Origin of the sequence: Kerstersia gyiorum (assembly GCF_048595715.1) — a bacterium.
Classification (GTDB): domain Bacteria; phylum Pseudomonadota; class Gammaproteobacteria; order Burkholderiales; family Burkholderiaceae_B; genus Kerstersia; species Kerstersia gyiorum.
Window position 1 is genome coordinate 1,966,011 of sequence record NZ_CP169556.1, and the last position, 22,035, is coordinate 1,988,045.

The following is a 22,035-nucleotide window of genomic DNA, read 5'->3' on the forward strand; positions in this document are numbered from 1 at the left end:
CCCGGCAGGGTCTTGCATGGCCAGTATCGAAACAGAATTTATACGACATGAAGCACATCGCATCGCGGGACAACCCGCTGTACCGCCAATTGCGTGCCTTGGCAGGTGGTAGCCGCAAGGGTGGGCAGTTGCTGATCGAAGGCCCGCATCTTTGCCAGGCCTGGCTGGACACTTACGGTTTGCCAGCCATTGCGGTCTTTGATGAAGCCCGCCTTGCGCGCCCGGAATTGGCATCTTTGGCCGATGCCGTGCGCGGCCTGGCGCCAGCCGCGCGCATTGCGCTGGCATCCGGCATGATGGACGCGCTGGAAGATGCCGAGCATGGCCAGGGCGTCATGTTCGTGGTCAAACCGCCGGCGCTGCCCAGCCCCCGTGGCGATGTGGCCGCGCTCTGGCTGGACCGGGTGCAGGACCCGGGCAACGTAGGCACCTTGCTGCGCCTGGCTGCAGCCGCTGGTTTGCAACAGGTCGTTCTGTCCAACGGTTGCGCTCATGCCTGGTCGCCCAAGGTGTTGCGCAGTGCCCAGGGCGCCCATTTTTCCTTGCAGATTATCGAAAAGGCCGACTTGGCGGCCTTGCGGCCGACATTAAGCGTTCCCTTGCTGGCGACCGCGCTGGATGGCTCGGAAGACTTGTTCGACACCGAATTGCCACGCACATGCGTTTGGCTGTTCGGCCATGAAGGCCGTGGCGTCTGCGAAGAACTGTTGCAGCTGGCAGATAAACGCGTGCGCATTGCACATGCGCCGGCCGTAGAATCCCTGAATGTCGCTGCGGCTGCGGCCATCTGTCTGTTCGAGCAGCGGCGCCGCTTCCGTTGCGCCTGATACCGTGCTGGCCCGTCGCAGAACGTAGGCTCCTGCGCCGGCTAGGGGCGCGACCCCAGTTTTTCAAGAGGTGACGTTTTGAAGAATCCCATTGCGGTATTCATGGTGATGGTGTCGCTGGGCCTGGGCGCGCCCGCTGTTGCGGCGGACGCCGTGCCCATGGACAGGGTATATCAAGGCTCCATCCGGCTACCGGATTTTTCCGGGCGGGACCGCGCCTATGCGAATTACCGTACCCGCATCACCAATGAAATGCGTAGTGGCCCCAACTTCGCGGGGCACTATGCCATCGTGGAAATCGGTTGCGGAACCAGCTGCCGCTTTGCATTCGTCGCTGATGTCGCCACAGGGCAGGTATTCGGATTCCCGTATGGCGGTGAAAACTATTACTCGTTGCAGCTGAATTACAGTGTCAAAAGCAACCATGTATCCATGAAGTGGATAGAAGGCGACGACTGCCTGCACAACTCCCTCGAATGGACGGGCAGCGATTTCAAGGCCGGCAGCCCGACGATCATGGGCCCCAGTGAAGTGTGCGGATAAGCAAAAAAAAACCAGTTCACAATGAACTGGTTTTTTTGGCTCAATAGGAGCGGGTGCTCAGCCCGACTTCCTCCATGATGGTGGTTGAGATTTCCTCGATCGACTTGGTCGTGGTGGAAAGCCAGGAAATCCCTTCGCGGCGCATCATGCGCTCGGCAGCAGCAACTTCATCACGGCATTGCTCCAGCGAAGCATATTGGCTGCCGGGCCGGCGCTCATTGCGGACTTCGGACAGGCGCTCGGGCTGGATGGTCAGGCCGAACAGCTTCTTGCGGTAGGGTTGCAGCGTGGCCGGCAGCTGGCCGCGATCGAAATCTTCCGGGATCAGCGGGAAATTGGCGGCCTTGATGGCATATTGCATGGCCAGGTACAGGCTGGTGGGCGTCTTGCCGCAGCGCGAAACGCCCACGAGGATCACATCGGCCTGCTCAAGCCCATGGACAAATTGTCCGTCGTCGTGCGCCAGGCTGAAGTTGATCGCATTGATACGGCGCAGATACTGTTCAGACGTGGCACCCATGTGCGAACGGCCAATGGAATGGCTGGATTTCACCCCCAGCGCTTGTTCCACCGGCGAGACGAATGCGCCGAAAAGGTCTAGGAATACGCAAGGTGCATTGCTGACGCGGGCCTTGATGGCAGGGTCCACCAGCGTGCTGAAAACGATGGGCTGCAGCCCCTTTTGCTCGGCGAAGGATTGCTCGATCCGGGCGATGGCCTGATCAGCTTTCTCCAGTGTATTGATGAACGGGATACGCGTACTATTGAACTTTACGGTCTCGAACTGGGACAAAACGGAATGGCTGAATGTTTCGGCGGTAATACCGGTGCCATCCGAGACGATAAAGACGGTACGTTCAAGTTGTTGATTAGTCATATTTTTTCGTTTTAAGCGCCAAAACGGCGGCAGGGGCGGTACAATTCCGAGCCTTCAGAAGTCACACGATCAGGCCTGTCAGGCTGGTTGGGTCAGGGCACCTGCGGTACAGCCGCATGCAGGTACGTTGACCCAACTCGCTTTCTATCCATTGTAAAGGTGACTTCATGTCTTATGTCGTTTCGTTCGAGCAGCTCCGCATGACGGATGTGGACTCGGTAGGAGGAAAAAACGCATCGCTAGGGGAAATGATCAGCCAGCTGTCCAGCGCCGGTGTCCGGGTGCCTGGCGGCTTTGCCACGACCGCTGAAGCGTTCCGCGATTTCCTCAAGCTTTCGGGCCTGGGTGACCGTATCGCCGAGCGCCTGTCGACGCTGAATCCGGAAGATGTGCGCGAGCTGGCTGATGCCGGCGCGCAGATCCGCCAGTGGATCATCGACACGCCGCTGCCCGAGCAGCTGGAAAGCGCTATCCGTACGGCCTTCGCCGAACTGGATGCGGATGGCAAGGGTTCCTTCGCCGTGCGTTCGTCGGCCACCGCCGAAGACTTGCCCGACGCTTCGTTCGCTGGGCAGCAGGAAACCTACCTGAACGTGGTCGGTATCGACGACGTGCTCGAAAAAATCCATCACGTGTTCGCGTCGCTGTACAACGACCGCGCCATCTCCTATCGCGTGCACAAGGGCTATGCCCACGCTGACGTGGCACTGTCGGCCGGCGTGCAGCGCATGGTGCGTTCCGACAAGGGCAGCGCTGGCGTCATGTTCACCATCGACACCGAATCCGGTTTCCAGGAAGTGGTGTTCATCACCTCGTCCTACGGCCTGGGCGAAACGGTGGTGCAGGGCGCCGTCAACCCTGACGAGTTCTACGTCTTCAAGCCCGCGCTGGCCGCTGGCAAATATCCCATCATCAGCCGCCGCATTGGTTCCAAGCTGATCAAGATGGAATTCAACCCCGAGCGTACCGACGGCCACGCCGTGCGTACCGTGGACGTGCCGGTTTCCGAACGCAACCGCTACTCGCTGACCGACGAAGAAGTGATCGAGCTGGCGCGCTATGCCGTCATCATCGAAAAGCACTACGGCCGTCCGATGGATATCGAGTGGGGCCGTGACGGTGTCGATGGCAAGCTCTACATCCTCCAGGCTCGCCCGGAGACCGTGAAGTCGCAACAAGGCGAAAACGATGTGCAGCAGCGTTTCCGCCTGAAGGCAACCGGTGACGTGCTGGTGACTGGCCGTGCCATCGGCCAGAAGATCGGCGCAGGCCCCGTGCGTATCGTGGCTGACATCGCTGAAATGGATAAGGTCCAGCCTGGCGACGTGCTGGTGACCGACATGACCGACCCCAACTGGGAACCGGTGATGAAGCGTGCTTCGGCTATCGTGACCAACCGTGGCGGCCGTACCTGCCACGCGGCCATCATTGCCCGCGAACTGGGTATCCCGGCTGTCGTGGGTTGCGGCGAAGCCACCGACATCCTGAAGGAAGGCCAGCAAGTGACGGTTTCGTGCGCCGAAGGCGACGAAGGCCGCATCTATGACGGCCTGATCGAGACCGAAGTCGAGGAAGTGCGCCGTGGCGCCATGCCGGAAATCGACGTCAAGATCATGATGAACGTCGGTAACCCGCAACTGGCCTTCGATTTCGCGCAGGTCCCGAACGCCGGTGTGGGCCTGGCCCGTCTGGAATTCATCATCAACAACAACATCGGTATCCACCCGAAGGCTGTGCTGGATTATCCGAATGTGGACAGCGAGCTGAAGAAAGCCGTGGAATCGGCCGCCCGTGGCTACGCCAGCCCGCGTGCCTTCTTCGTTGAAAAGCTGGCCGAAGGCATTGCCACCATCGGCGCCGCCTTCTATCCGAAGCCCGTCATCCTGCGCATGTCCGACTTCAAGTCGAACGAGTACCGCAAGCTGGTTGGTGGTTCGCGCTATGAGCCCGAGGAAGAGAACCCCATGCTGGGCTTCCGCGGCGCATCGCGTTATATCGCCGAAGACTTCGCGGAGTGCTTCCGCATGGAATGCGAAGCGCTGAAGAAGGTGCGCGAAGAAATGGGCCTGACCAACGTCGAAATCATGGTACCTTTCGTGCGTACCGTGAAACAGGCAGAGAAGGTCATCAGCCTGCTGGGCGAGAACGGCCTGGTTCGGGGCGAAAACGGCCTGCGCGTCGTGATGATGTGCGAAGTGCCGTCCAACGCCATTCTGGCCGAGCAGTTCCTGGAGCACTTCGACGGCTTCTCGATCGGTTCCAACGACATGACCCAGCTGACCCTGGGCCTGGATCGCGATTCCGGCATGGAACTGCTGGCTGCCGACTTCGACGAGCGCGACGACGCCATCAAGTTCATGCTGAGCCGCGCCATCCAGGCTTGCCTGAAGGCTGGCAAGTACGTCGGCATCTGCGGCCAGGGGCCCAGCGATCACCTGGATTTCGCCCAATGGCTGAAGGATGAAGGCATCCTGTCGATCTCGCTGAACCCAGATACCGTGGTTGATACCTGGCAGAAGCTGGCTACCACCAGCCGTTGATCCGGTTCTGTTCCCGGCTGCCTGTGAAGGTAGCCGGGGCCTCGAACCCATCAAAAATGCCTCCGGAATTTTTCCGGAGGCATTTTTTCTTTGCCGAAGCGTTGTTTCAATGTGATGTAGGCGACGTTCAGGGTTGCTGCGCTGCCGGACGCGTGCCCAGCAGCGCGAAGGCTACCAGTACCGATGCGCCGACCAGGACAGACGATGCCAGGTAAACCGCCGACATTCCCCAATTGCGTGCAACCAGGCCTGCCAGGGGACTGGTAATGCCCATGGAAATATCCAGGCACGCCACATACGCGCCCATGGCCAGGCTGCGGCTCTGCGGCGGGGCGCGGCGGACAGCTTCCACGCCAAAGCCGGGAAACGCCAGCGAGTAGCCGAAGCCGCTCAGCGCCGCGCCGAAATAGGCCATGCCTGCGGAATCCGCCATCCAGATCATGATCTGGCCGACCATCTCCACAATGACGCATACCAGGGCCACCCAAGCGCCGCCGATACGATCCGGCAAGTGCCCGAAGAAGATGCGCGCCACGATGAAGGCGACACCGAAAGCGGTAAATGCCAGCGGAGCATTATCCCAGCCCTTGCTCGCAAACAGCAGCGCGATAAAGGCAGTAATCACGCCGAAACCGATGCTGCACAGCGCCAGCCCCAGGCCGGGCAGCCAGACTGTCCCCAACACCTTGTAGAACGATGCGCGGCGCGTGGCCGAAGGGGGCACCTGCCTCATGCGGGCGATGCAAGCCAGCGCCAGCAGCGGCAGCAGTATGGTCGCCACGCCTATGCCGGTAAACCCCTGGCGGGCATACACCCAGCCGCCTGCGGGCGCGCCCAGCGCATAGGCGGCGAACATGGCCATGCCGGTCCAGGCCATGACCTTGCCGGCGCTACCGGCACCGACCAGGGCAATCCCCCAACCCAGGGCGCCAGTCACGATCAGGCTTTCACCGACGGCCAGCATGACGCGCCCAACCAGGACCAGCAAGGTCGAGGCCACGGGTGCATCGATGCACAGCATGGATAGCAGGTAGGCCACGCCGGAGGCCGAGGCGACCAGGAAGCCCAGGGTGACGGCGCGGCCGGTGCCTTGCACATCGGCATGATTCCCGGCCCACGGCCGGGACAGCAAGGCGCCGACGAACTGCGCCCCCACCACTATGCCTATGACCAGCGGGCCCATGCCCAGGCGGTCGTGCAAATGCAGCGGCAAGACCGCCAGCTGCATACCCATATTGAAGAAACTGATGAAGACTGCAAAAGTGATCGGTAGCAGGACAAGGAACACATTGTCAGCCTGGCGGCCACCTGTTGCTGGGAGCACTTTGCCCCCAGTATTTTCTTTATGCATGAAAGCAACCTGTATGAAAAATGGGCCAGTACGCTCAGGGACGTACTTGAAATGCGACAAAACACGAATGATTCGTCGCATTCAGAATACGTCCTGGCCTTGAAATTTTCTATTCGCATGCGGATTCGCATTTTTGTCTTGCGAACAATGTATTGAATAGACGCGAAACCATGGCCAAAAGGTAGCCTTCACGGCATAAATCAGCGCAAATATCCTTTGGAGGCGATTTATTGCATCACTCGGATGCCTTTGATGTTCACATATGTACTCAGAAACCACCTGGCATGGCATACGCCGCACTGCGCCGCATACCGATTGGCAGATTGCGGGAACGCATCATCGCCAGGACGTTGCATGGCGTTGAAACATCGTCTAGGCGTGCTTGCTGGCAGCCGATAGAATGCGTCCATCTTCTGTCTATCTGCATCGCGCATTGCGCGCTAGGGTGATCTGCCATGGCTTCCAGCCTGCCTCTGAATCCCAGGAAAAAGCCCCGCCAGGCCAGGTCGGAAGGCTTGGTTGCGGCCATTCTGGAGGCAGCAGCCCAGGTTCTGGCCGAAGCGGGCGCCACTCGGTTCACGACTGCCAGGGTCGCCGAGCGTGCGGGCGTCAGCGTGGGTTCGCTCTACCAGTATTTTCCTAACAAGGCGGCCATCCTGTTTCGCCTGCAGGTGGATGAATGGCAGCGTACCAGCAGCATGATGCGAGAAATTGTCGAAGACGCCAGCAAGCTGCCGCATGAACGCATCCGGGAACTGGTGCGTGTTTTCTTCCGCTCCGAGTGTGAAGAGGCCGCAATGCGGGTGGCGCTCAGCGACGCGGCGCCGCTATATCGCGATACCCAGGAAACCAGCAAGTTCCGCCATTCGGGCCGGGAGATCATCCGGCAATATGTAAAGGATGCCTTGCCGGCGAATGTCCCTGCCGAAGCGCAGGATACGGCGGCGGAGATTCTGCGCCTGACACTGACGTCGGCCGGCAAGCGCTATTCCGAATCGCCTCGTAGCCAGGAAGAAACCTTGCGCTATGCGGAGGCCATGGCGGATATGTTCATTGCCTACATGGATGCGCTCGCATCCCGCTACGCAGGCCCGGCCCCGGCATGAAAAATGCCGGGGCGATCTGCCATCAATGTGGCAGGCCACCCCGGCGGACATGGCTAGTGCCAGGCTGCCTTTGGCTTCCGAGAAAGGCTGGCCCGAAGCTTGGGCAGGCCAGCAGGCGGTCACTCAACGCTTGGGCGACACGCGGCGGATGTGATCGCCGTTGGGGTCTTCGGCGCCCTTGGACTTGTTCACGACAAACACATGTCCCTTGCCATCCGTACCCAGGTGGTTGGGATAGGTGCCGCCATCGAGGTTGGCGACGATCTTGCCATCTGCATCGACTACGCTAATGCTGCCGGCGCCGCGGTTGGCGACATAGGCCAGGCCGCTGACTGCGTCGTAGCTGACGTTGAGCGGACCTGCGCCCGTTTTGACGTCGTGCAGCACCTTGCCGTCGCTCAGATCCACGATCAGGAGGTTATCGCTGCCTTGCGCCGTGACGTACAGGCGCTGGCCTTGCGGGTTCACCGCCACGCCGATCGCCGAACGGGCGCCGGGGATGTCGATGATGCGGTCCACCGTGCCGGTGGCCGTGTCGATGACGGCGGCCTCGGGCGTGCTCATGCTGACGGTATAGAGCTTGCCGTTGGCGGCATCCAGCGCCAGGCTGGCCGGGGCGAAGTCTTCGCCGCGCACCTTGCTTTGCGGCTCTATGGTGGCCAGTGGCGCCAGGGTCTTGGCATCGAATACGGCGATTTGCCCCGAACCGGAGGCAAAGACCTTGCCGCGCGCAGTGTCGACCACGATATCGCGGCCGTGGGGCAACACGCCCGGTTCGAATTGCTTGACCAGCTTGAGGTCGCTGGCACGATATACCGCAACGGTATTGTCACGCGTATTGGTGGTCCACACGTTGCCGTTGGCCTCGTCGACGCCTACGCCATACACGGCGTAAAGATGGCCGTCATCCCGGCCCGCGACGGGCAGGGCATCGACCTGCGCCTCAATGGCCAGCGTCTCGGGGTTGATCTTCAGCAGTTTGGAAGCCTTGACTGGCGGGCGCCCGACCGCCGAGGTGACATACAAGGCGTTGTTGGCCGGGCTGAATACGACCTGGTAGAGGCCAGGCACCAACTTCTGGCTATCCACCTGGAACTTGTCGGCGCCACTGAGCGGCAGGACGGGCGAGATTTTCAGATTATGCAGTGCAGTGGCGTTGGGCTCGCTGGCATTCACGACGATGGCATGAATGCCCGGTGCTGCATCGGCCGGGATGTCTATGCTGGCTTCGAATTCACCTTTCTCATTGGCCTGGTACGGCGTCTTGGGATTCAGTACCGTCTGCCCGCGTGTCAGCGTGATTTTCTGTCCAGGCACGAAAGAAAATCCTTCCAACACTGCTTTTCCGCCAGGAACGACAACATCCTTGGCCCAGAGCCGGCCCTTGAAATCGGCATCGGGCTGGCTGAACACCGAAGCGGCGCCAGCGACCGGCATAGCGCACATCAAGGCCAGGGCGAAGCAGGAAATGCGCCAGCGCCGTGCGGCGCAAGGAGAGCTAGCAGTCATGTCTCTTACCTTTAAGTCTGAAGAAGTAGGGGATGGTTTGCGTGATCGCCCGAACAGGCGAGGCTGCACACGTACCAACAACAGGAAAGAAAACCAGGCATGGAAGGGATACCATTAAAAGGCTGACGGCCAGCACGGTTGCGCGTGCTGGCCGCTATCGGGAAAGACACCCTGCGCCAGTGCTGGGTGTCTTTCCGTCAGGCGAGGGCAAAAGACGGCGTCCAGGATTCCGCTGGAATTAGAAACGTGCCGTCATGCCGACGAAGAATTCGCGGCGTGGAATGTAATAACCATAGCCGCTATCGCTATCCACATGCTTGTTGAACAGGTTGGTCACGCCGGCGCGCAAAGTGATGTTGTCAGCGGCAGTGTAGTTGGCCGACAGATCTGCCGTGGTATAGGCCTTGACGAAGGTATCCTTGGCGCCCAACTGCTTGCCGGTAAAGTTCGCTGCCAGACGCAAGCTCAGGGATTCCGTGGCAAACCAGTCCAGGGCGGAATACATGGACAGCTTGGGCGTGTCGATCAGGGTTTCGTCCGTCGTCAGGTTTTTCGCCTCGATCATGTAGGTACCGGTCGTGTTCCACTCGAGATCCTTGGTCAGCGCCACGCGCAGCGACCCTTCCAGGCCCTGCGTGCGGGCGCGCTCGATATTGGCCTGGCGCGTCCACCAGATATCGTAGTACTTGCCCAATGCTTCATACTGGATCTTGTTGCGGAAATTGGTATGGAAGTAGGTCAGTCCGGCACCCAGGCGGGCCGTGTCATACTCGAAGCCGATTTCCGAACTGGTGCTGGTTTCCGGTTTCAGGTCGGGGTTGCCGGCCATGTAGCACCCCCCAGTCGTATAACCGAGAGGAATCAGGCTGCTGCAACCGCGTCCGCGCGACCAGGTGGTTGCGCCGGGCGAGCTTTCCTTGAAGCTGGGCGCGCGGAAGCCACGCGACACGCCACCACGGATCGTCCAGTCGGAAACCGGGTGCCAGACCAGGTAGCCCCTGGGGCTGTAGTGAGTGCCGTAATCCTTGTGATGGTCAGCACGCAGGCCCAGCGTCAGCAACAGGTTCTCGCGCAGCGTCAATTGGTCTTCGAGGAAGAGGGCGCTGGTGTTACCCGATACCTTGGGGCTGTCGCTCATCGGATTGCCATCCACGTCGATAGGCAGGCCGGATACACCGATAGTGTCCGTATTCACCAGCTTTTCGTGCTTCCACTGCCCGCCGACCGTCAGCATCTGCTTCACGCCCAGCGTGAACGGCATATCCAGACTTGCATCAGCAATGGTTTCTTCCGAGCTTTGCTCTCCATTGACAATATGGCTATCGTACTTGTTCTGGTACACACGCACCTTGGAAGTACCGAACCCCCAGCGTCCTTCATGAGCAATGGCATAGCTGTTGCGCCGCAGGCGCTCGGGGCCCCAGGATTCCTGGTTTTTGCCATCCTCGTCGAGTGACGAAGGATTTTTGCGGCGCTGCAAGCCATAGCCGACTTCGACAGTCAGATCCTGGTGACTGGTCAGGGCCCAAGTCAGCTTGGCATCGAGGTTCTCGTCTTTCACGCCGCCGGAACCGTCCGCATAGCCGTCCTTCAGGTCGACCTCATCCGGGTCCACCTTGTCGATGCCTCCTGTCAGGCGCAGGCCAACCTTGTCGGTGACCGGGCCGGAAATCATGAAGCCTGCCTGGAAGCTGTCGCCGCGGTCGGAATCTCCCGGCCGGGTGTAGTTGGTCGTAACCTGGCCGCCCCAGACCGGAGCGATCTTGCGCGTAATAATGTTGATCACACCGCCCATGGCATCGGAACCATACAGGGAAGACATCGGTCCACGCACCACTTCGATACGTTCGATCATGTCGGGCGTCAGCCAGTTCAAATCCTGGCGGCCGAGATCGGCACGATAATTGGTATCGGCCGAACGTCCCATGCGTTTGCCATCGACCAGGATCAGCGTGTACTGTTCCGGTAGGCCACGGATGCTGATCTTGGATTGCGGACCATAGCTGTTCAGGCCGCCGCTGACACCCGGTACCCGACGCAGCAGCTGGTTGAGGTCATAGACCGGTTGGCGTTCGATATCTTCGCGGGTGATGACGGTAATGCTGGCGGGTGCATCACGCACATCCACGCCGGACCCGGTAGCCGTCACAACGATCTGACTGAGTTGTGCCACACCTTGTTCAATGGCAGGGGCATTATTTTCGTCAGTCTGCTGAGCTGAGGCCGCCGTGCAGGCGAGTGCGGCGCAAATGGCCAAGTATGTCGGTGCGAGACGCAGACTGTTCCGCTGGATAGGCATTGCTGGGTGTGTCCTGTAGATATCTTTAGATGTTGCGGGATACTTGTTGGTAATGCAGTTTCGTTAAGAGAAACGATTCGCATCTTAAGTTCTGTTTCAGATAGTTCCTAGTCGCACCATGAAAGAACCATTTATCTTTGGACTACTTTGGAAAACTAACCGGAACTTTTTCTTTTTGTGGTAGCAAAACGACAAATAATTATTATCATTTGCATCATTAAAAATTCTTTATTTTCTAAAGTATTTGATTTCAAAGGACTAAGTCAGCACGCCGGCGAAAGGCCTTGCATTCGGCAGGGCAAAGCAAGGCTGGACAGAGCCTTAAGCACCTTTGCCGGCCTGTTTCGCTGTGGTTCTTCCGGCGCGGGCCTCGGCAAGCTGGCGGTCTTCCCGGTTTTGGAAGGCTTGCCGCATGATCCGTGTTTCTTCACGATAAAATAGGGCTTCTTTCGCCGCGATTGGCTGCCTGAGCAGGCACACGCCTGCAAGCGCCGTCTGTTGCGGAAGTTTCAGGAGCACACCATGTGGTATTGGTTCGGGTTGGCCGCGTTGACCTTGATCGGCGAGGTAATGTCCGGCACCTTCTATTTGCTGCTGGCCACATTGGGCCTTTTGGGGGCTGGCCTGGTCACGCTGCTTGGCGCCGGATTCGCATGGCAATTGCTGACGTTCGCGCTGGTTTCCCTGGCTGGCCTGATGGTTCTGCGCCGCTTCGGCATTCTGCGCCGCAAGCGGGGGGACCCGGCCCGCAGCATCAACCTCAATCTGGACATAGGCCAGATTGTCGAAGTCGGCAGCTGGAGCCCGCAAGGGACTTCCCGTGTCACTCATCGCGGTGCGCAATGGGATGCCGTCCCGGTCGATGCATCCGCACCCCTCGTGTCAGGTTCGCATCGCATCGTGGCAGTGGACGGTACCCGTCTCGTGCTCGCGGCGCTGACCTGAAGCCCCATCGCCCACCGGCTCTGATTGTTGCCAGGCGACTTTTCTCCAAACCCGTTTTGAAAGGCTGGACGGAACCATGCAGTGGAACCTGAGCGACTCTTCGCTGTTTTTCATCATCCTGGCAGTGCTGGTGCTGCTGATCCTCTTCAAGGCCGTTGCCATCGTGCCGCAGCAAAATGCCTGGGTGGTCGAACGCCTGGGTAAGTTTGACCGGGTGCTGACGCCCGGCGCTGGCTTCGTCATCCCCTTCATCGAGCGCGTGGCCTACAAGCACCTGCTCAAGGAAATCCCGCTGGACGTCCCCAGCCAGGTTTGCATCACGCGCGACAATACCCAGCTGCAGGTGGATGGCGTGCTGTATTTCCAGGTCACGGACCCGATGCGGGCGTCCTACGGCGCTTCCAACTACATTCTCGCCATCACCCAGCTGGCGCAGACGACGCTGCGTTCCGTCATCGGCAAGATGGAGCTGGACCGTACCTTCGAGGAACGCGAGATCATCAACAGCACTGTGGTTTCTGCGCTGGATGAAGCCGCTCTGAACTGGGGGGTCAAGGTCCTGCGCTATGAAATCAAGGATCTCACGCCGCCCAACGAAATCCTGCGCGCCATGCAGGCGCAGATCACCGCGGAACGCGACAAGCGCGCGCTGATCGCTGCCTCCGAAGGCCGCCGCCAGGAACAGATCAATATCGCTACCGGTGAACGTGAAGCCTTCATCGCCCGTTCCGAAGGCGAAAAGCAGGCCCAGATCAACAAGGCGCAAGGGGAAGCCGCTGCAGTCCTGGCTATTGCCGAAGCGACTGCCTCGGCCATTACCCAGGTTGCGCAGGCTGTCCGTCAGCCCGGCGGGCAGGAAGCCGTGAACCTGAAAGTGGCCGAACGCTACGTGGATGCCTTTGGCGAACTGGCCAAGAAGGGCAATACGCTCATCCTGCCGTCCAATATGGCAGACATGGGCGGCCTGGTGGCATCTGCACTGTCGGTGGTCAAAGGTGTGAAAAACACCGACGCCTGAAGCATTGGCTGGGATATAGGCCGGCGCGTTTGGCGCCACCGCTTGCCGGCTGCCTGCTAGGTCGGCAAGCAAGCATCAGGGAACTGGGCGCTGCTGTCCTGGTGTCCTGATAGCCCAAGCAAAATGGCTGGTACGGCATTGCCGTACCAGCCATTTTTTCGTCGCGCCGGCTGCGGGCGCACGACCCGCGTTCCGTTCAGTAGTGGCGTCAGCCGTCCGAGCGGCCGGCGCGATTGCGGGTATCGTGCTTCATGACACGTTCACGCTCTCGCTGCCAGTCCTTGTCGCGCAGGGTGTCGCGCTTGTCATGCAGTTTCTTGCCGCGGCCCAGGCCGATTTCCAGCTTGATGCGGCCCTTGGCATAGTGCAGGTTCAGCGGAACGAGCGCATAGCCACGTTGCTCGACCTTGCCGATCAGTTTGTCGATTTCTTCCTTTTTCAGCAGCAACTTGCGCGTGCGCGTGGCGTCGGGGTGGATATGCGTGGACACCGTGGAAAGAGGGCTGATGTGCATGCCCAGCAGCCATATTTCGCCATTCAGGACGACGACGTAGCTTTCCTTCAGTTGCGCGCGTCCTGCGCGTATGGCCTTGACTTCCCACCCCTGCAGGACCAGCCCGGCTTCAAAGCGGTCTTCGATGAAATAATCATGGAAGGCTTTGCGATTGTCGATGATGCTCATAGATGCCTGGGCCGGTTTTGGTTAACCGGCTTCGCCCGAACCGTTAAAATCCATCTATTCTATCTATTTGCGACAGGTAATGCATAAAGTACAACGCTCCGTCCTGGTCCCGCACCGCCCTGAACAGATGTTCGACCTGGTCGCGGATGTCGCCCGCTATCCCGAATTCATGCCCTGGTGTGGGGCAACAGAGGTGCTGCAAAGCGATGAACACGGTATGCGTGCCTCGGTGACGATCTCATTCGCCGGGTTGCGGCAGAAGTTCACCACGCAGAACACGCATGATTATCCGCGCAGTATCACTTTGCAATTGGTTGATGGTCCGTTCTCCGCACTGACGGGCCGCTGGGAGTTCCTGCCGCTGGGCGAGGATGCCTGCAAAGTGCTGTTCACGCTGGATTACGCGTTTTCCAGCCGTGCGCTGGAGGCGGTGGTCGGCCCCGTGTTCAACCGCATTGCATCTAGCTTTATCGACTCCTTCACCAAACGGGCGCAAGCCTGTTACGGCAATGGCTGAGACGGGCCTGGCGGCCGCGGACTTGAGGGTGCTGGTCTGCTATGCCGAGGCCGGGCATGCCTGGCAGGAAGAGTGCTGGTTGGCGCCTGGCGCCACGGTGAAGGATGCGCTGTTGGCCATCGAATATGAGGGGCGGGCGCCAGGCCAGCGCATCGATGCGCTGGACCTGGGTATTTTCGGCAAGCGCTGCACACTGGAAACGCTTCTGCGCGACGGCGATCGAGTGGAAATTTACCGGCCGCTGGTCTTTGATCCCATGGAATCACGCCGCCGCCGCGCGGAACTCAAGGCCCAGGGCATGCCCGGCATGCAGCGCCGCCGTCGCCGGCACGCCTGATCCTGTATGGCTTCTCCGGTCATCCGGGTGTTGTCGATGCCGGATGGCCGTGCAAATTGCCGGCAGGCCCAGGGCACGGCTGCCGGCAATCAATCAGTTTTCCGGCTTTTCCAGAGGATAGGGCAGGCTTCCCACGGTAATCACCGGCCCGTCTACGGCGCCGTAGCGTAATGTGCCGGCTGCCAGTGTATCCAGCAGTGCTTCGAGCAAGACGACACCAGGAGCGCTGGCCACGATGCGGCCAGCGGGCTCTTGCGGCCGCTCGGGGGCAAACACATCAGCGCCAGGGTCCGCGATCAGCTCGGGCGCATCCGGGAGGGTGCCAAAGCCCATGCGGCGCTTGAGCGTGCCGCGATAGTGGCTGCGTGCCACCACTTCCTGGCCGGGATAGCAACCCTTGCGGAAGTTAATTCCGCCTATGCAATCGAAATTGACGTTCTGCGGCACGAACAAGTCTGCCGTTACGCCGCCAATCCAGGGAATGCCGGCGGCCAGATGGGCGCGCTGCCAATCCTCGGGCCGGCCCGCGTGCGCGCCGGCAGGCAATTCCGTACTGGTCGGCAGGAAAAACCATTGCACGAGTCCGTCGGCCGGGGGCAGGGCAATCCATGTCCCGCTGGGCAAATGAGCCTTGTGCCAGGGGTGGTGCGGCAGGCTGCCGCCAGCGGCTGCCTCGGCGATGGCCTCGTGCCCGGCGGGGACGCTCGCGCCATAAACGACCTGCTGGGCAAGGCTGATTTTCGCCTTGGCGCGCAAAATGAACATGGCGAGGCGGCGTGTCAGGGCCTCGGCGGCATCGGCGCGTGCCAGCAGCAGGATATCGCCGTTGCCGGAGGCCGGCTCGCCATCGCCGGCAGGCGCGCTGTCGCGCCAGGCCAGCACGGTAGCCAACAGGCGTCCCTTGGGGCTGCAATAGCCGGCCAGCCGGGCGTCTGTCGGACCCAGGTGTTCGATATCCTGGGTCAGTTGTCCATGCAAAAAGCTGGCCGCATCGGCGCCGCTGGCGCGAAACACGGAAAACTCAGGCAACAGAGCCAGGGACAGCAAGGCAGGGCTGATACCGGTCGGGGAATCTATGGTCGTCATTCTGGTCAAATCCGGTGCAATGAAACATGACCTGGAACGGCCTGCAGGCGTTGCCGCAAGGCTGCGGGCGCCATGCCCGCCCGCAATGTTTCGCGGCCTTGCGCAGGCGTTCCAGGCGAGTACTCGCCCAATGGGCGAATATCGGCTTCATCATAACGTTTTACGTGTACCATCGTCGCCTCGCCGTGCCCTACCTTGTCTGCGCCGCCGTGGCTTGCGCCTGCGCTGCGCGGCATCATCCATTACACTCTTCTTGCTATGAAATACCTGCGTCTGTTTCTTCTCTGGGTGCTCTTGCCAGCAGTGCTGCTGGCGGCCTTGGCCGGCGGTACGGCCTGGTACTGGACGACACACCCGATAACGATGCAGCAGGACAAAACGGATTTTGTCGTCTCGCCGGGCAGCACGCCCAGAGCCATTGCCATGACATTGCAGGAGCAGGGGGTGGAAATAGACCCGCGCGCCTTCGCCTGGCTGGCCCGCTATCGCGGCGATGACGTGCGCATCAAAGCCGGAGGCTATGAGGCACTGCGCGGTGACACACCGCTAACGCTGCTGGAGCGGCTGGCCGGTGGCGTGATGAGCCAGCGCCAGCTTACCTTTGTCGAAGGTTGGAACTATGCGCAGATTCGCGCCGCGCTGCGCGCTCATCCGGATGTGCGGCAAACGCTGGACGGCGTCAGCGACAAGGAGCTGCTGGAACGCCTGGGCAGCAATTTCGAGGCGCCGGAAGGCCTGTTCTTTCCCGATACTTATATCTTTTCTCCAGGCACCACCGATTTCGATATCCTGGCCCAGGCCTATCGCGCCCAGATCCGTGAACTTGAGCAGGCATGGGCGCAGCGCAGCGCCGGCCTGCCCATCAAGAGCCCCTATGAGCTGCTGATCCTGGCATCCATTATCGAAAAGGAAACCGGGCACCACGAAGACCGGGGCAAGGTCGGCGGGGTGTTCGTCAACCGTTTGCGGGTGAACATGCCGCTGCAGACCGATCCCACCGTGATCTACGGCATGGGTGACCGTTACCAGGGCCGTATCCGCAAGCGTGACCTGGAAGCCGATACGCCCTGGAATACCTATACCCGGCGTGGTCTGCCGCCAACGCCCATCGCCAGCCCTGGGCGCGCCTCGCTGCGGGCAGCCGTGGCGCCGGATGAGCATGGCTATTACTATTTCGTCTCACGGGGCGACGGCAGCAGCGCCTTTGCCGCTACGCTGGCAGAGCATAATCGCAATGTCGCCCGTTTCATTCTGAATCGTTGAAGGTACCTCATGGCCGCTAGGCAAGGCTATTTCATTACCCTGGAAGGCGTGGATGGCGCCGGCAAGAGCAGCCATATCGAATGGTTGGCTGCCAGCCTGCACCAATATGCCCCGGAACTGATCGTGACCCGGGAACCTGGCGGCACGCCTGCAGGCGAACAGCTGAGGGAAATGCTGTTGCACCAGCCCATGCACCAGGATACGGAGTTGCTGTTGATGTTCGCCGCGCGTTGCGAGCACCTGCGCGAATGCATCAGCCCGGCCCTGGCGCGTGGCGCCTGGGTGCTGTGCGACCGTTTTACCGATGCCACGTATGCCTACCAGGGCGGCGGCCGGGGCCTGGACGATGGCCGGATCGGCACGCTGGAAGACTGGGTGCAGCAGGGCGTTCAGCCCGACCTGACACTGCTGTTTGACGTGCCGCTGGAAGTGGCGCGCGCCCGGCGTAGCGGCGCACGTGAGCCCGACCGTTTCGAGGCGGAAGCCGAAGCCTTTTTTGAGCGTACCCGCCAGGCCTATTTGCGCCGCGCAGCGGCGGCGCCCGGACGTATCCGTATCATAGATGCCTCTCGCCCGATCGAAGCAGTACGGGCCTCGGTCGCGGCAGTCATGGCCGAACGGTTGCAAGCATGGCAGTGAATCCGATCAAGTCCGGCTACGATTTTCTGCCATGGCAGAAAAAAATTGCCATGGATTGGCTGGCGCAACGTGAACGCTTCGCCCATGCCTGGCTGATCCATGGCCTGGCCGGCATAGGCAAAACCCACTTCGCCCGGGCGGCAGCAGCCAGCCTCTTGTGCGAGCAGCCTGTGCAAGGCCTGGCCTGCGGGCACTGCGAAGCCTGTGGCTGGGTGGCCGCAGGCAATCATCCCGACCTGCGTCTACTGCGCCCTGACAGCGTGGCGCAGGAAGAGGGCGAAGGCGAAGAAGATGCCGAAGGAGCGGGCGGCGAGGGCACAAGCGCCAAAAAGGCGCCGTCCCGTGAAATCCGTGCCGAGCAGATACGGCGCCTGGGCAACTGGTTCAACACCGCCACCCACCGGGGCGGCTGGCGCGTGGCGGTACTGTATCCCGCCGAGGCGCTGAACCACATTACGGCCAACGCGCTACTGAAGATACTGGAAGAACCTCCAGCCAATACGGTCTTCCTGCTGGTGGCCGATGCGCCGGATAAACTCCTGCCGACCATCGTTTCGCGGTGCCGCAGGCTGCCGCTGCCGGTGCCTGCGCCGGAAGCCACCCAGGCCTGGATGGACGCGCAGGGCGTGCGCGACGCCGATGCCTGGCTGGCTGCAGCCGGTGGCGCACCGGTGCTGGCCACGCGGCTGGCCGCCAGCCGCGAACGCCCATGCCCGGACTGGCTGCAGCAGTTGTCCGCCTTGCTTGCCCAGCCCGGTCAGGCCGATATCGGCTCCGTGGCGGACATGCTGGAAAAAATTGCCGCTACGGAGTGGCTGGATGGCTTGCAGCGCTATTATTTCGACTTGCAACTGGCGCTGGCGGGCCTGCCGCCGCGTTATTTTCCCGCCCTGGCGGGCGATATATCCGCCATAGCCAGGCGCGCCGAGCCGGTTGGCCTGAGTGATACGGCACAATGGCTCAAGCGCCAGCAGGCGCTAGCCACCCATCCGCTCAACCCGAAACTTTTCATACACAGCGCATTGCAGCGCATCATGCTTTCTACGCGAGCATGAGCGCCGCGCCTGCCGCATCATGTACATCGACTCACACTGCCACCTGAATTTCCCGCAACTCAAGGACAACCTGCCGCAGATATTCAGCGACATGGATGCCAACCAGGTAACCCATGCGCTTTGCGTCAGCGTGAATCTGCCAGATTGGCCGGAAATGCTGTCGCTGGTGGAATCCTCGCCGCGCTTGTGGGCCTCCGTTGGCGTGCACCCTGATTATGAGGACACGCCGGAAGCAAGCCCCGAAATGCTGGTTGACATGGCAAGTCACCCGAAAGTCGTCGCCATCGGGGAAACCGGCCTGGACTATTACCGCCGTGATGATCAGCCGGAATGGCAAAAACAGCGCTTCCGCGATCATATCCAGGCAGCGCGCCAGGCGGATCTACCCCTGATTATTCATACCCGCGCATCCGCTGCCGATACCATTGACATGATTGCCAGCGAAGGCCGGGGAGAGGTCCGTGGCGTCATGCACTGTTTTACCGAAGACTGGGATAACGCCCGCAAGGCCCTGGACCTCGGCTTCTATATTTCCATTTCGGGCATCGTGACCTTCAAGAATGCACCTGTCATTCATGATGTCGCCAGCAAAGTGCCGCTGGACCGTCTTCTGATCGAAACGGACTCCCCTTATTTGGCTCCCGTTCCCTTCCGGGGCAAGCTCAACGACCCGTCGAAGGTTCGTTACGTGGCTGAGAAAATCGCAGCACTGAGAAATGTCGATCCAGCACTGATAGGCAAGGCAACCAGAGATAACTTCTACAATCTTTTCAATAAGATAGCTAGATAACTTAAATCTATTTATAGGATTTTCTTGCGTCCAGCAAGACCGCAAGCCGAACAATAAAAAATACCAATAAAATCATATATTTACATAATATACATAAAGCGTTTTATTTAAAGTAAATTATTTAAAGTGATTTATTTAAAGTAAATTATTCATTCCTAGGAGCCCGCATGACCGACCGCATCATCACGCCATCGCGCCGCCAGCCTGTCAGCCCGTCATCCAACCCGAGCTGGCAGCATCCGTTCACTGGCAAGCAGCGTTTCATGCCGGGCCGCCGTTCCTGCCTGGCGAGCGTGTTGAGCCTGTGCTGCGGTGCGGCCTGGGCCAGCCAGGAAGCCCGCGTGGCGGTGCCCAGGGATTGGTGGGTGAATCTGGACAATGACCGGGCAGCCTCCATCGCCAGCGCATTGCGGGCAGGGGCGGACCCCAACTTGCGCAATGAAGAAGGCATGCCGTCCGTCATGTACGCAGTACGGAAAAGTGCCTGGAATGCATTCGATGTGCTGGCGGCGGCCCCTGGGCTGAATCTGGAGGCCCGCAACCGCTGGGACGAGAATGTACTGATGTATGCCGCGCTCATGGGGCAGACTGGCAGGGTAGAGCAGTTGCTGCGGCGAGGTGCCGAGATCAACAAGCTGGGCTGGACGGCACTGCACTATGCCGCAGCTGGCGGCCATGAAGATACCGTGGACCTACTGCTGGCCAACGGCGCGATGGTCAACGCGCCGGCGCCGGACGGCACCAGCCCGCTCATGATGGCGGCACAGGCCAATAGCCGGCCGGCTGTCGAACGCCTGCTGCGGGCCGGTGCTCATCTGGCGCAACAAACCACCGATGGCCGCAATGCCGTGGATTTTGCCGAATCCAAGGGGCATACCCGGATGGCAGAGGAGCTGCGTACCCTGATGGCTCGCCGGCCTGCCAACCGCTGATTGACGGGTCTGGGGGCTGCAGCCACGGGCCGCCAGATTCGGGGCAGGCCGGTACATGGCAGTGTGGCGACCTGCCGCCTTACACCTGCCTTGACCGCAGGCCCTTCATTTCATTAAGCATTATCTATATTTAGACCGGCTGGCCGGTCATATTGTTTCTGCTGCACTGGCTGTTGCAGGCGCGCCAAAAAACAATTAGGGATAATCATTTTTTGCATTGCATTCTCGAATAGAATTTGGGGCGCAACTTTGTAAATCACCGGACAATACGGAGACACCCGGAATGATTGCGCAGCACCCCACGCATAACCTGCCGTCTTATCTCGATACCAATCACCTCGGTCCCTGGGGCATTTACCTGCAACAGATAGACCGCGTGGCGCCTTATCTGGGCGACCTCGCACGATGGCTGGAAACCCTGAAGCGTCCCAAGCGCATTCTGGTTGTAGACGTACCCATTGAACTGGACAACGGCAAAATCGCCCACTTCGAAGGCTATCGCGTCCAGCACAACACCTCCCGTGGCCCCGGCAAGGGCGGGGTGCGTTATCACCAGGACGTGACCTTGTCTGAAGTCATGGCGCTTTCCGCCTGGATGTCGGTCAAGAACGCGGCGATCAACCTGCCTTATGGCGGCGCCAAGGGCGGCATCCGTGTCGATCCCAGGCAACTCAGCATGGGCGAACTGGAACGACTGACACGTCGCTATACCAGCGAAATCGGCATCATCATCGGGCCGAACAAGGACATCCCCGCGCCTGACGTCAATACCAATGCCCAGGTCATGGCCTGGATGATGGACACGTATTCGATGAACGAGGGCGCTACCGCCACCGGCGTGGTGACCGGCAAGCCGATTACGCTGGGTGGCAGCCTGGGCCGCAACGAAGCTACCGGCCGCGGCGTGTTCGTGGTTGCCTGCGAAGCAGCCCGGGATCTCGGCGTGCCGCTGGAAGGCGCGCGCGTTCTGGTGCAGGGCTTTGGCAACGTGGGTGGCATCGCGGCCAAGCTGTTCCAGGAAGCCGGTGCCAAGGTCATCGCCGTGCAGGACCATACTGGCAGCGTACGCAATGACAAAGGCCTGGATGTACCGGCCTTGCGCCAGCATGTGCAAACCCATGGTGGCGTGGCGGGCTTCCCCGGCGGTGAAGACCTTGCCAATGACGATTTCTGGACACTGGAAGCCGAATTCCTGGTGCCGGCCGCGCTGGAAGGGCAACTGACCGAAGAAAACGCGCCGTGCGTGCGCGCCCGCATCGTGGTGGAAGGCGCCAATGGCCCGACCACCCCGCAAGCGGACGACATTCTGCGCGACAAGGGCATTCAGGTTGTACCAGACGTCCTGGCCAATGCCGGTGGCGTGGCCGTCAGCTACTTCGAATGGGTACAGGACTTTTCCAGCTTCTTCTGGACGGAAGACGAAATCAACCAGCGGCTCGAGCGCATCATGCGCGCCGCCTATTCGTCTATTTCGGGTGTGGCACAGGAACATGGCGTGTCCCTGCGAACGGCTGCGTTCATCGTTGCGTGCTCACGCATTCTTGAAGCACGCCAGCTGCGCGGCCTGTATCCCTAAGCCTGCCCAGAGCCCCGGGCACCGGGGCCGGCCTCACGGCCGCCCCGGGCCAGCAAGCTGCCCCAGCTTGGGGCTGCGCCACCGGCAGCACAGGCAGTTCAGTGCTGCTGAAACTGCGATGAAGCAAATTGCGGTGGACGCGT

At 60.6% G+C, this 22,035-nt stretch carries 20 protein-coding genes; 14 read left to right on the forward strand and 6 right to left on the reverse strand.

Going from position 1 to position 22,035, the window contains the following annotated elements:
- Positions 1–47 precede the first annotated feature (47 nt).
- Both ACEW7X_RS08695 and ACEW7X_RS08700 read left to right on the forward strand, forming a co-directional pair.
- Entirely contained in the window at positions 48–827 is a 780-nt protein-coding gene (locus tag ACEW7X_RS08695; protein ID WP_420177082.1) for a TrmH family RNA methyltransferase, read from the forward strand.
- A gap of 78 nt (positions 828–905) precedes the next feature.
- Positions 906–1,370: a hypothetical protein gene (locus tag ACEW7X_RS08700; protein WP_068372261.1), complete on the forward strand. Its 465-nt coding sequence runs from the start codon at positions 906–908 to the stop codon at positions 1,368–1,370.
- A 40-nt stretch (positions 1,371–1,410) separates the two neighbouring features.
- Here ACEW7X_RS08700 and ppsR read toward each other — a convergent pair whose 3' ends face one another.
- On the reverse strand, positions 1,411–2,247 hold the full coding sequence (gene ppsR, locus ACEW7X_RS08705) for a posphoenolpyruvate synthetase regulatory kinase/phosphorylase PpsR (RefSeq protein ID WP_068372260.1): 837 nt from the start codon (positions 2,245–2,247) through the stop codon (positions 1,411–1,413).
- A 167-nt stretch (positions 2,248–2,414) separates the two neighbouring features.
- Here ppsR and ppsA point away from each other — a divergent pair, with 167 nt between their 5' ends.
- A complete protein-coding gene (gene ppsA / locus ACEW7X_RS08710; RefSeq protein ID WP_068372257.1) occupies positions 2,415–4,787 on the forward strand; it encodes a phosphoenolpyruvate synthase in 2,373 nt (790 codons plus the stop codon).
- A 127-nt stretch (positions 4,788–4,914) separates the two neighbouring features.
- Here the strand turns inward: ppsA and ACEW7X_RS08715 are convergent, their stop codons facing one another.
- Positions 4,915–6,138 carry an arabinose transporter gene (locus ACEW7X_RS08715; protein WP_127774223.1) on the reverse strand — a complete coding sequence of 408 codons (1,224 nt, stop codon included), beginning with the start codon at positions 6,136–6,138 and terminating at the stop codon, positions 4,915–4,917.
- A 455-nt stretch (positions 6,139–6,593) separates the two neighbouring features.
- On the opposite strand from ACEW7X_RS08715, the gene ACEW7X_RS08720 reads away from it, so the two are divergent.
- On the forward strand, positions 6,594–7,244 hold the full coding sequence (locus ACEW7X_RS08720; RefSeq protein WP_420177083.1) for a TetR family transcriptional regulator: 651 nt from the start codon (positions 6,594–6,596) through the stop codon (positions 7,242–7,244).
- Positions 7,245–7,367: 123 nt separating this feature from the next.
- Here the strand turns inward: ACEW7X_RS08720 and ACEW7X_RS08725 are convergent, their stop codons facing one another.
- Together ACEW7X_RS08725 and ACEW7X_RS08730 are read right to left on the reverse strand one after the other, a co-directional pair.
- Entirely contained in the window at positions 7,368–8,753 is a 1,386-nt protein-coding gene (locus tag ACEW7X_RS08725; protein ID WP_415358686.1) for a YncE family protein, read from the reverse strand.
- Between the two features lie 238 nt (positions 8,754–8,991).
- On the reverse strand, positions 8,992–10,926 hold the full coding sequence (locus ACEW7X_RS08730; RefSeq protein WP_420177084.1) for a TonB-dependent receptor domain-containing protein: 1,935 nt from the start codon (positions 10,924–10,926) through the stop codon (positions 8,992–8,994).
- 648 nt (positions 10,927–11,574) lie between these two features.
- Here ACEW7X_RS08730 and ACEW7X_RS08735 point away from each other — a divergent pair.
- Together ACEW7X_RS08735 and ACEW7X_RS08740 are read left to right on the forward strand one after the other, a co-directional pair.
- A complete protein-coding gene (locus ACEW7X_RS08735; protein ID WP_068372245.1) occupies positions 11,575–11,997 on the forward strand; it encodes an NfeD family protein in 423 nt (140 codons plus the stop codon).
- A 76-nt stretch (positions 11,998–12,073) separates the two neighbouring features.
- A complete protein-coding gene (locus ACEW7X_RS08740; protein WP_068372242.1) occupies positions 12,074–13,015 on the forward strand; it encodes an SPFH domain-containing protein in 942 nt (313 codons plus the stop codon).
- A gap of 208 nt (positions 13,016–13,223) precedes the next feature.
- Here ACEW7X_RS08740 and smpB read toward each other — a convergent pair whose 3' ends face one another.
- Positions 13,224–13,697 carry an SsrA-binding protein SmpB gene (gene smpB, locus ACEW7X_RS08745; protein ID WP_068372239.1) on the reverse strand — a complete coding sequence of 158 codons (474 nt, stop codon included), beginning with the start codon at positions 13,695–13,697 and terminating at the stop codon, positions 13,224–13,226.
- A 79-nt stretch (positions 13,698–13,776) separates the two neighbouring features.
- Here smpB and ACEW7X_RS08750 point away from each other — a divergent pair, with 79 nt between their 5' ends.
- The gene (locus tag ACEW7X_RS08750; protein WP_068372236.1) at positions 13,777–14,214 is read left to right on the forward strand and encodes a type II toxin-antitoxin system RatA family toxin; all 438 of its coding nucleotides are present in this window, start codon (positions 13,777–13,779) and stop codon (positions 14,212–14,214) included.
- Positions 14,207–14,551: an RnfH family protein gene (locus ACEW7X_RS08755; protein WP_068372233.1), complete on the forward strand. Its 345-nt coding sequence runs from the start codon at positions 14,207–14,209 to the stop codon at positions 14,549–14,551. Before ACEW7X_RS08750 ends, ACEW7X_RS08755 begins: the two co-directional genes overlap by 8 nt.
- Before the next feature lie 93 nt (positions 14,552–14,644).
- On the opposite strand, the gene ACEW7X_RS08760 is transcribed toward ACEW7X_RS08755, so the two are convergent.
- Complete coding sequence (locus tag ACEW7X_RS08760; protein WP_420177085.1) at positions 14,645–15,637, reverse strand: YgfZ/GcvT domain-containing protein; 993 nt, start codon at positions 15,635–15,637, stop codon at positions 14,645–14,647.
- A gap of 258 nt (positions 15,638–15,895) precedes the next feature.
- Between ACEW7X_RS08760 and mltG the strand changes: the two genes are divergently transcribed.
- The 6 genes from mltG to ACEW7X_RS08790 all read left to right on the forward strand — a co-directional run bounded on the left by mltG (position 15,896) and on the right by ACEW7X_RS08790 (position 21,892).
- A complete protein-coding gene (gene mltG / locus ACEW7X_RS08765; RefSeq protein ID WP_130487061.1) occupies positions 15,896–16,900 on the forward strand; it encodes an endolytic transglycosylase MltG in 1,005 nt (334 codons plus the stop codon).
- Between the two features lie 9 nt (positions 16,901–16,909).
- On the forward strand, positions 16,910–17,539 hold the full coding sequence (gene tmk, locus ACEW7X_RS08770) for a dTMP kinase (protein ID WP_415358680.1): 630 nt from the start codon (positions 16,910–16,912) through the stop codon (positions 17,537–17,539).
- The gene (holB, locus tag ACEW7X_RS08775) at positions 17,530–18,594 is read left to right on the forward strand and encodes a DNA polymerase III subunit delta' (protein ID WP_415358678.1); all 1,065 of its coding nucleotides are present in this window, start codon (positions 17,530–17,532) and stop codon (positions 18,592–18,594) included. Before tmk ends, holB begins: the two co-directional genes overlap by 10 nt.
- Positions 18,595–18,613: 19 nt before the next feature.
- Complete coding sequence (locus tag ACEW7X_RS08780; RefSeq protein ID WP_068372218.1) at positions 18,614–19,384, forward strand: TatD family hydrolase; 771 nt, start codon at positions 18,614–18,616, stop codon at positions 19,382–19,384.
- A gap of 167 nt (positions 19,385–19,551) precedes the next feature.
- Positions 19,552–20,316, forward strand: a complete 765-nt coding sequence (locus ACEW7X_RS08785) for an ankyrin repeat domain-containing protein (protein WP_253103064.1) — start codon at positions 19,552–19,554, stop codon at positions 20,314–20,316.
- Positions 20,317–20,599: 283 nt separating this feature from the next.
- Positions 20,600–21,892 (forward strand): Glu/Leu/Phe/Val family dehydrogenase, encoded by a 1,293-nt coding sequence (locus tag ACEW7X_RS08790; RefSeq protein WP_068372212.1) that lies wholly within the window; start codon positions 20,600–20,602, stop codon positions 21,890–21,892.
- Positions 21,893–22,035: the final 143 nt, after the last annotated feature.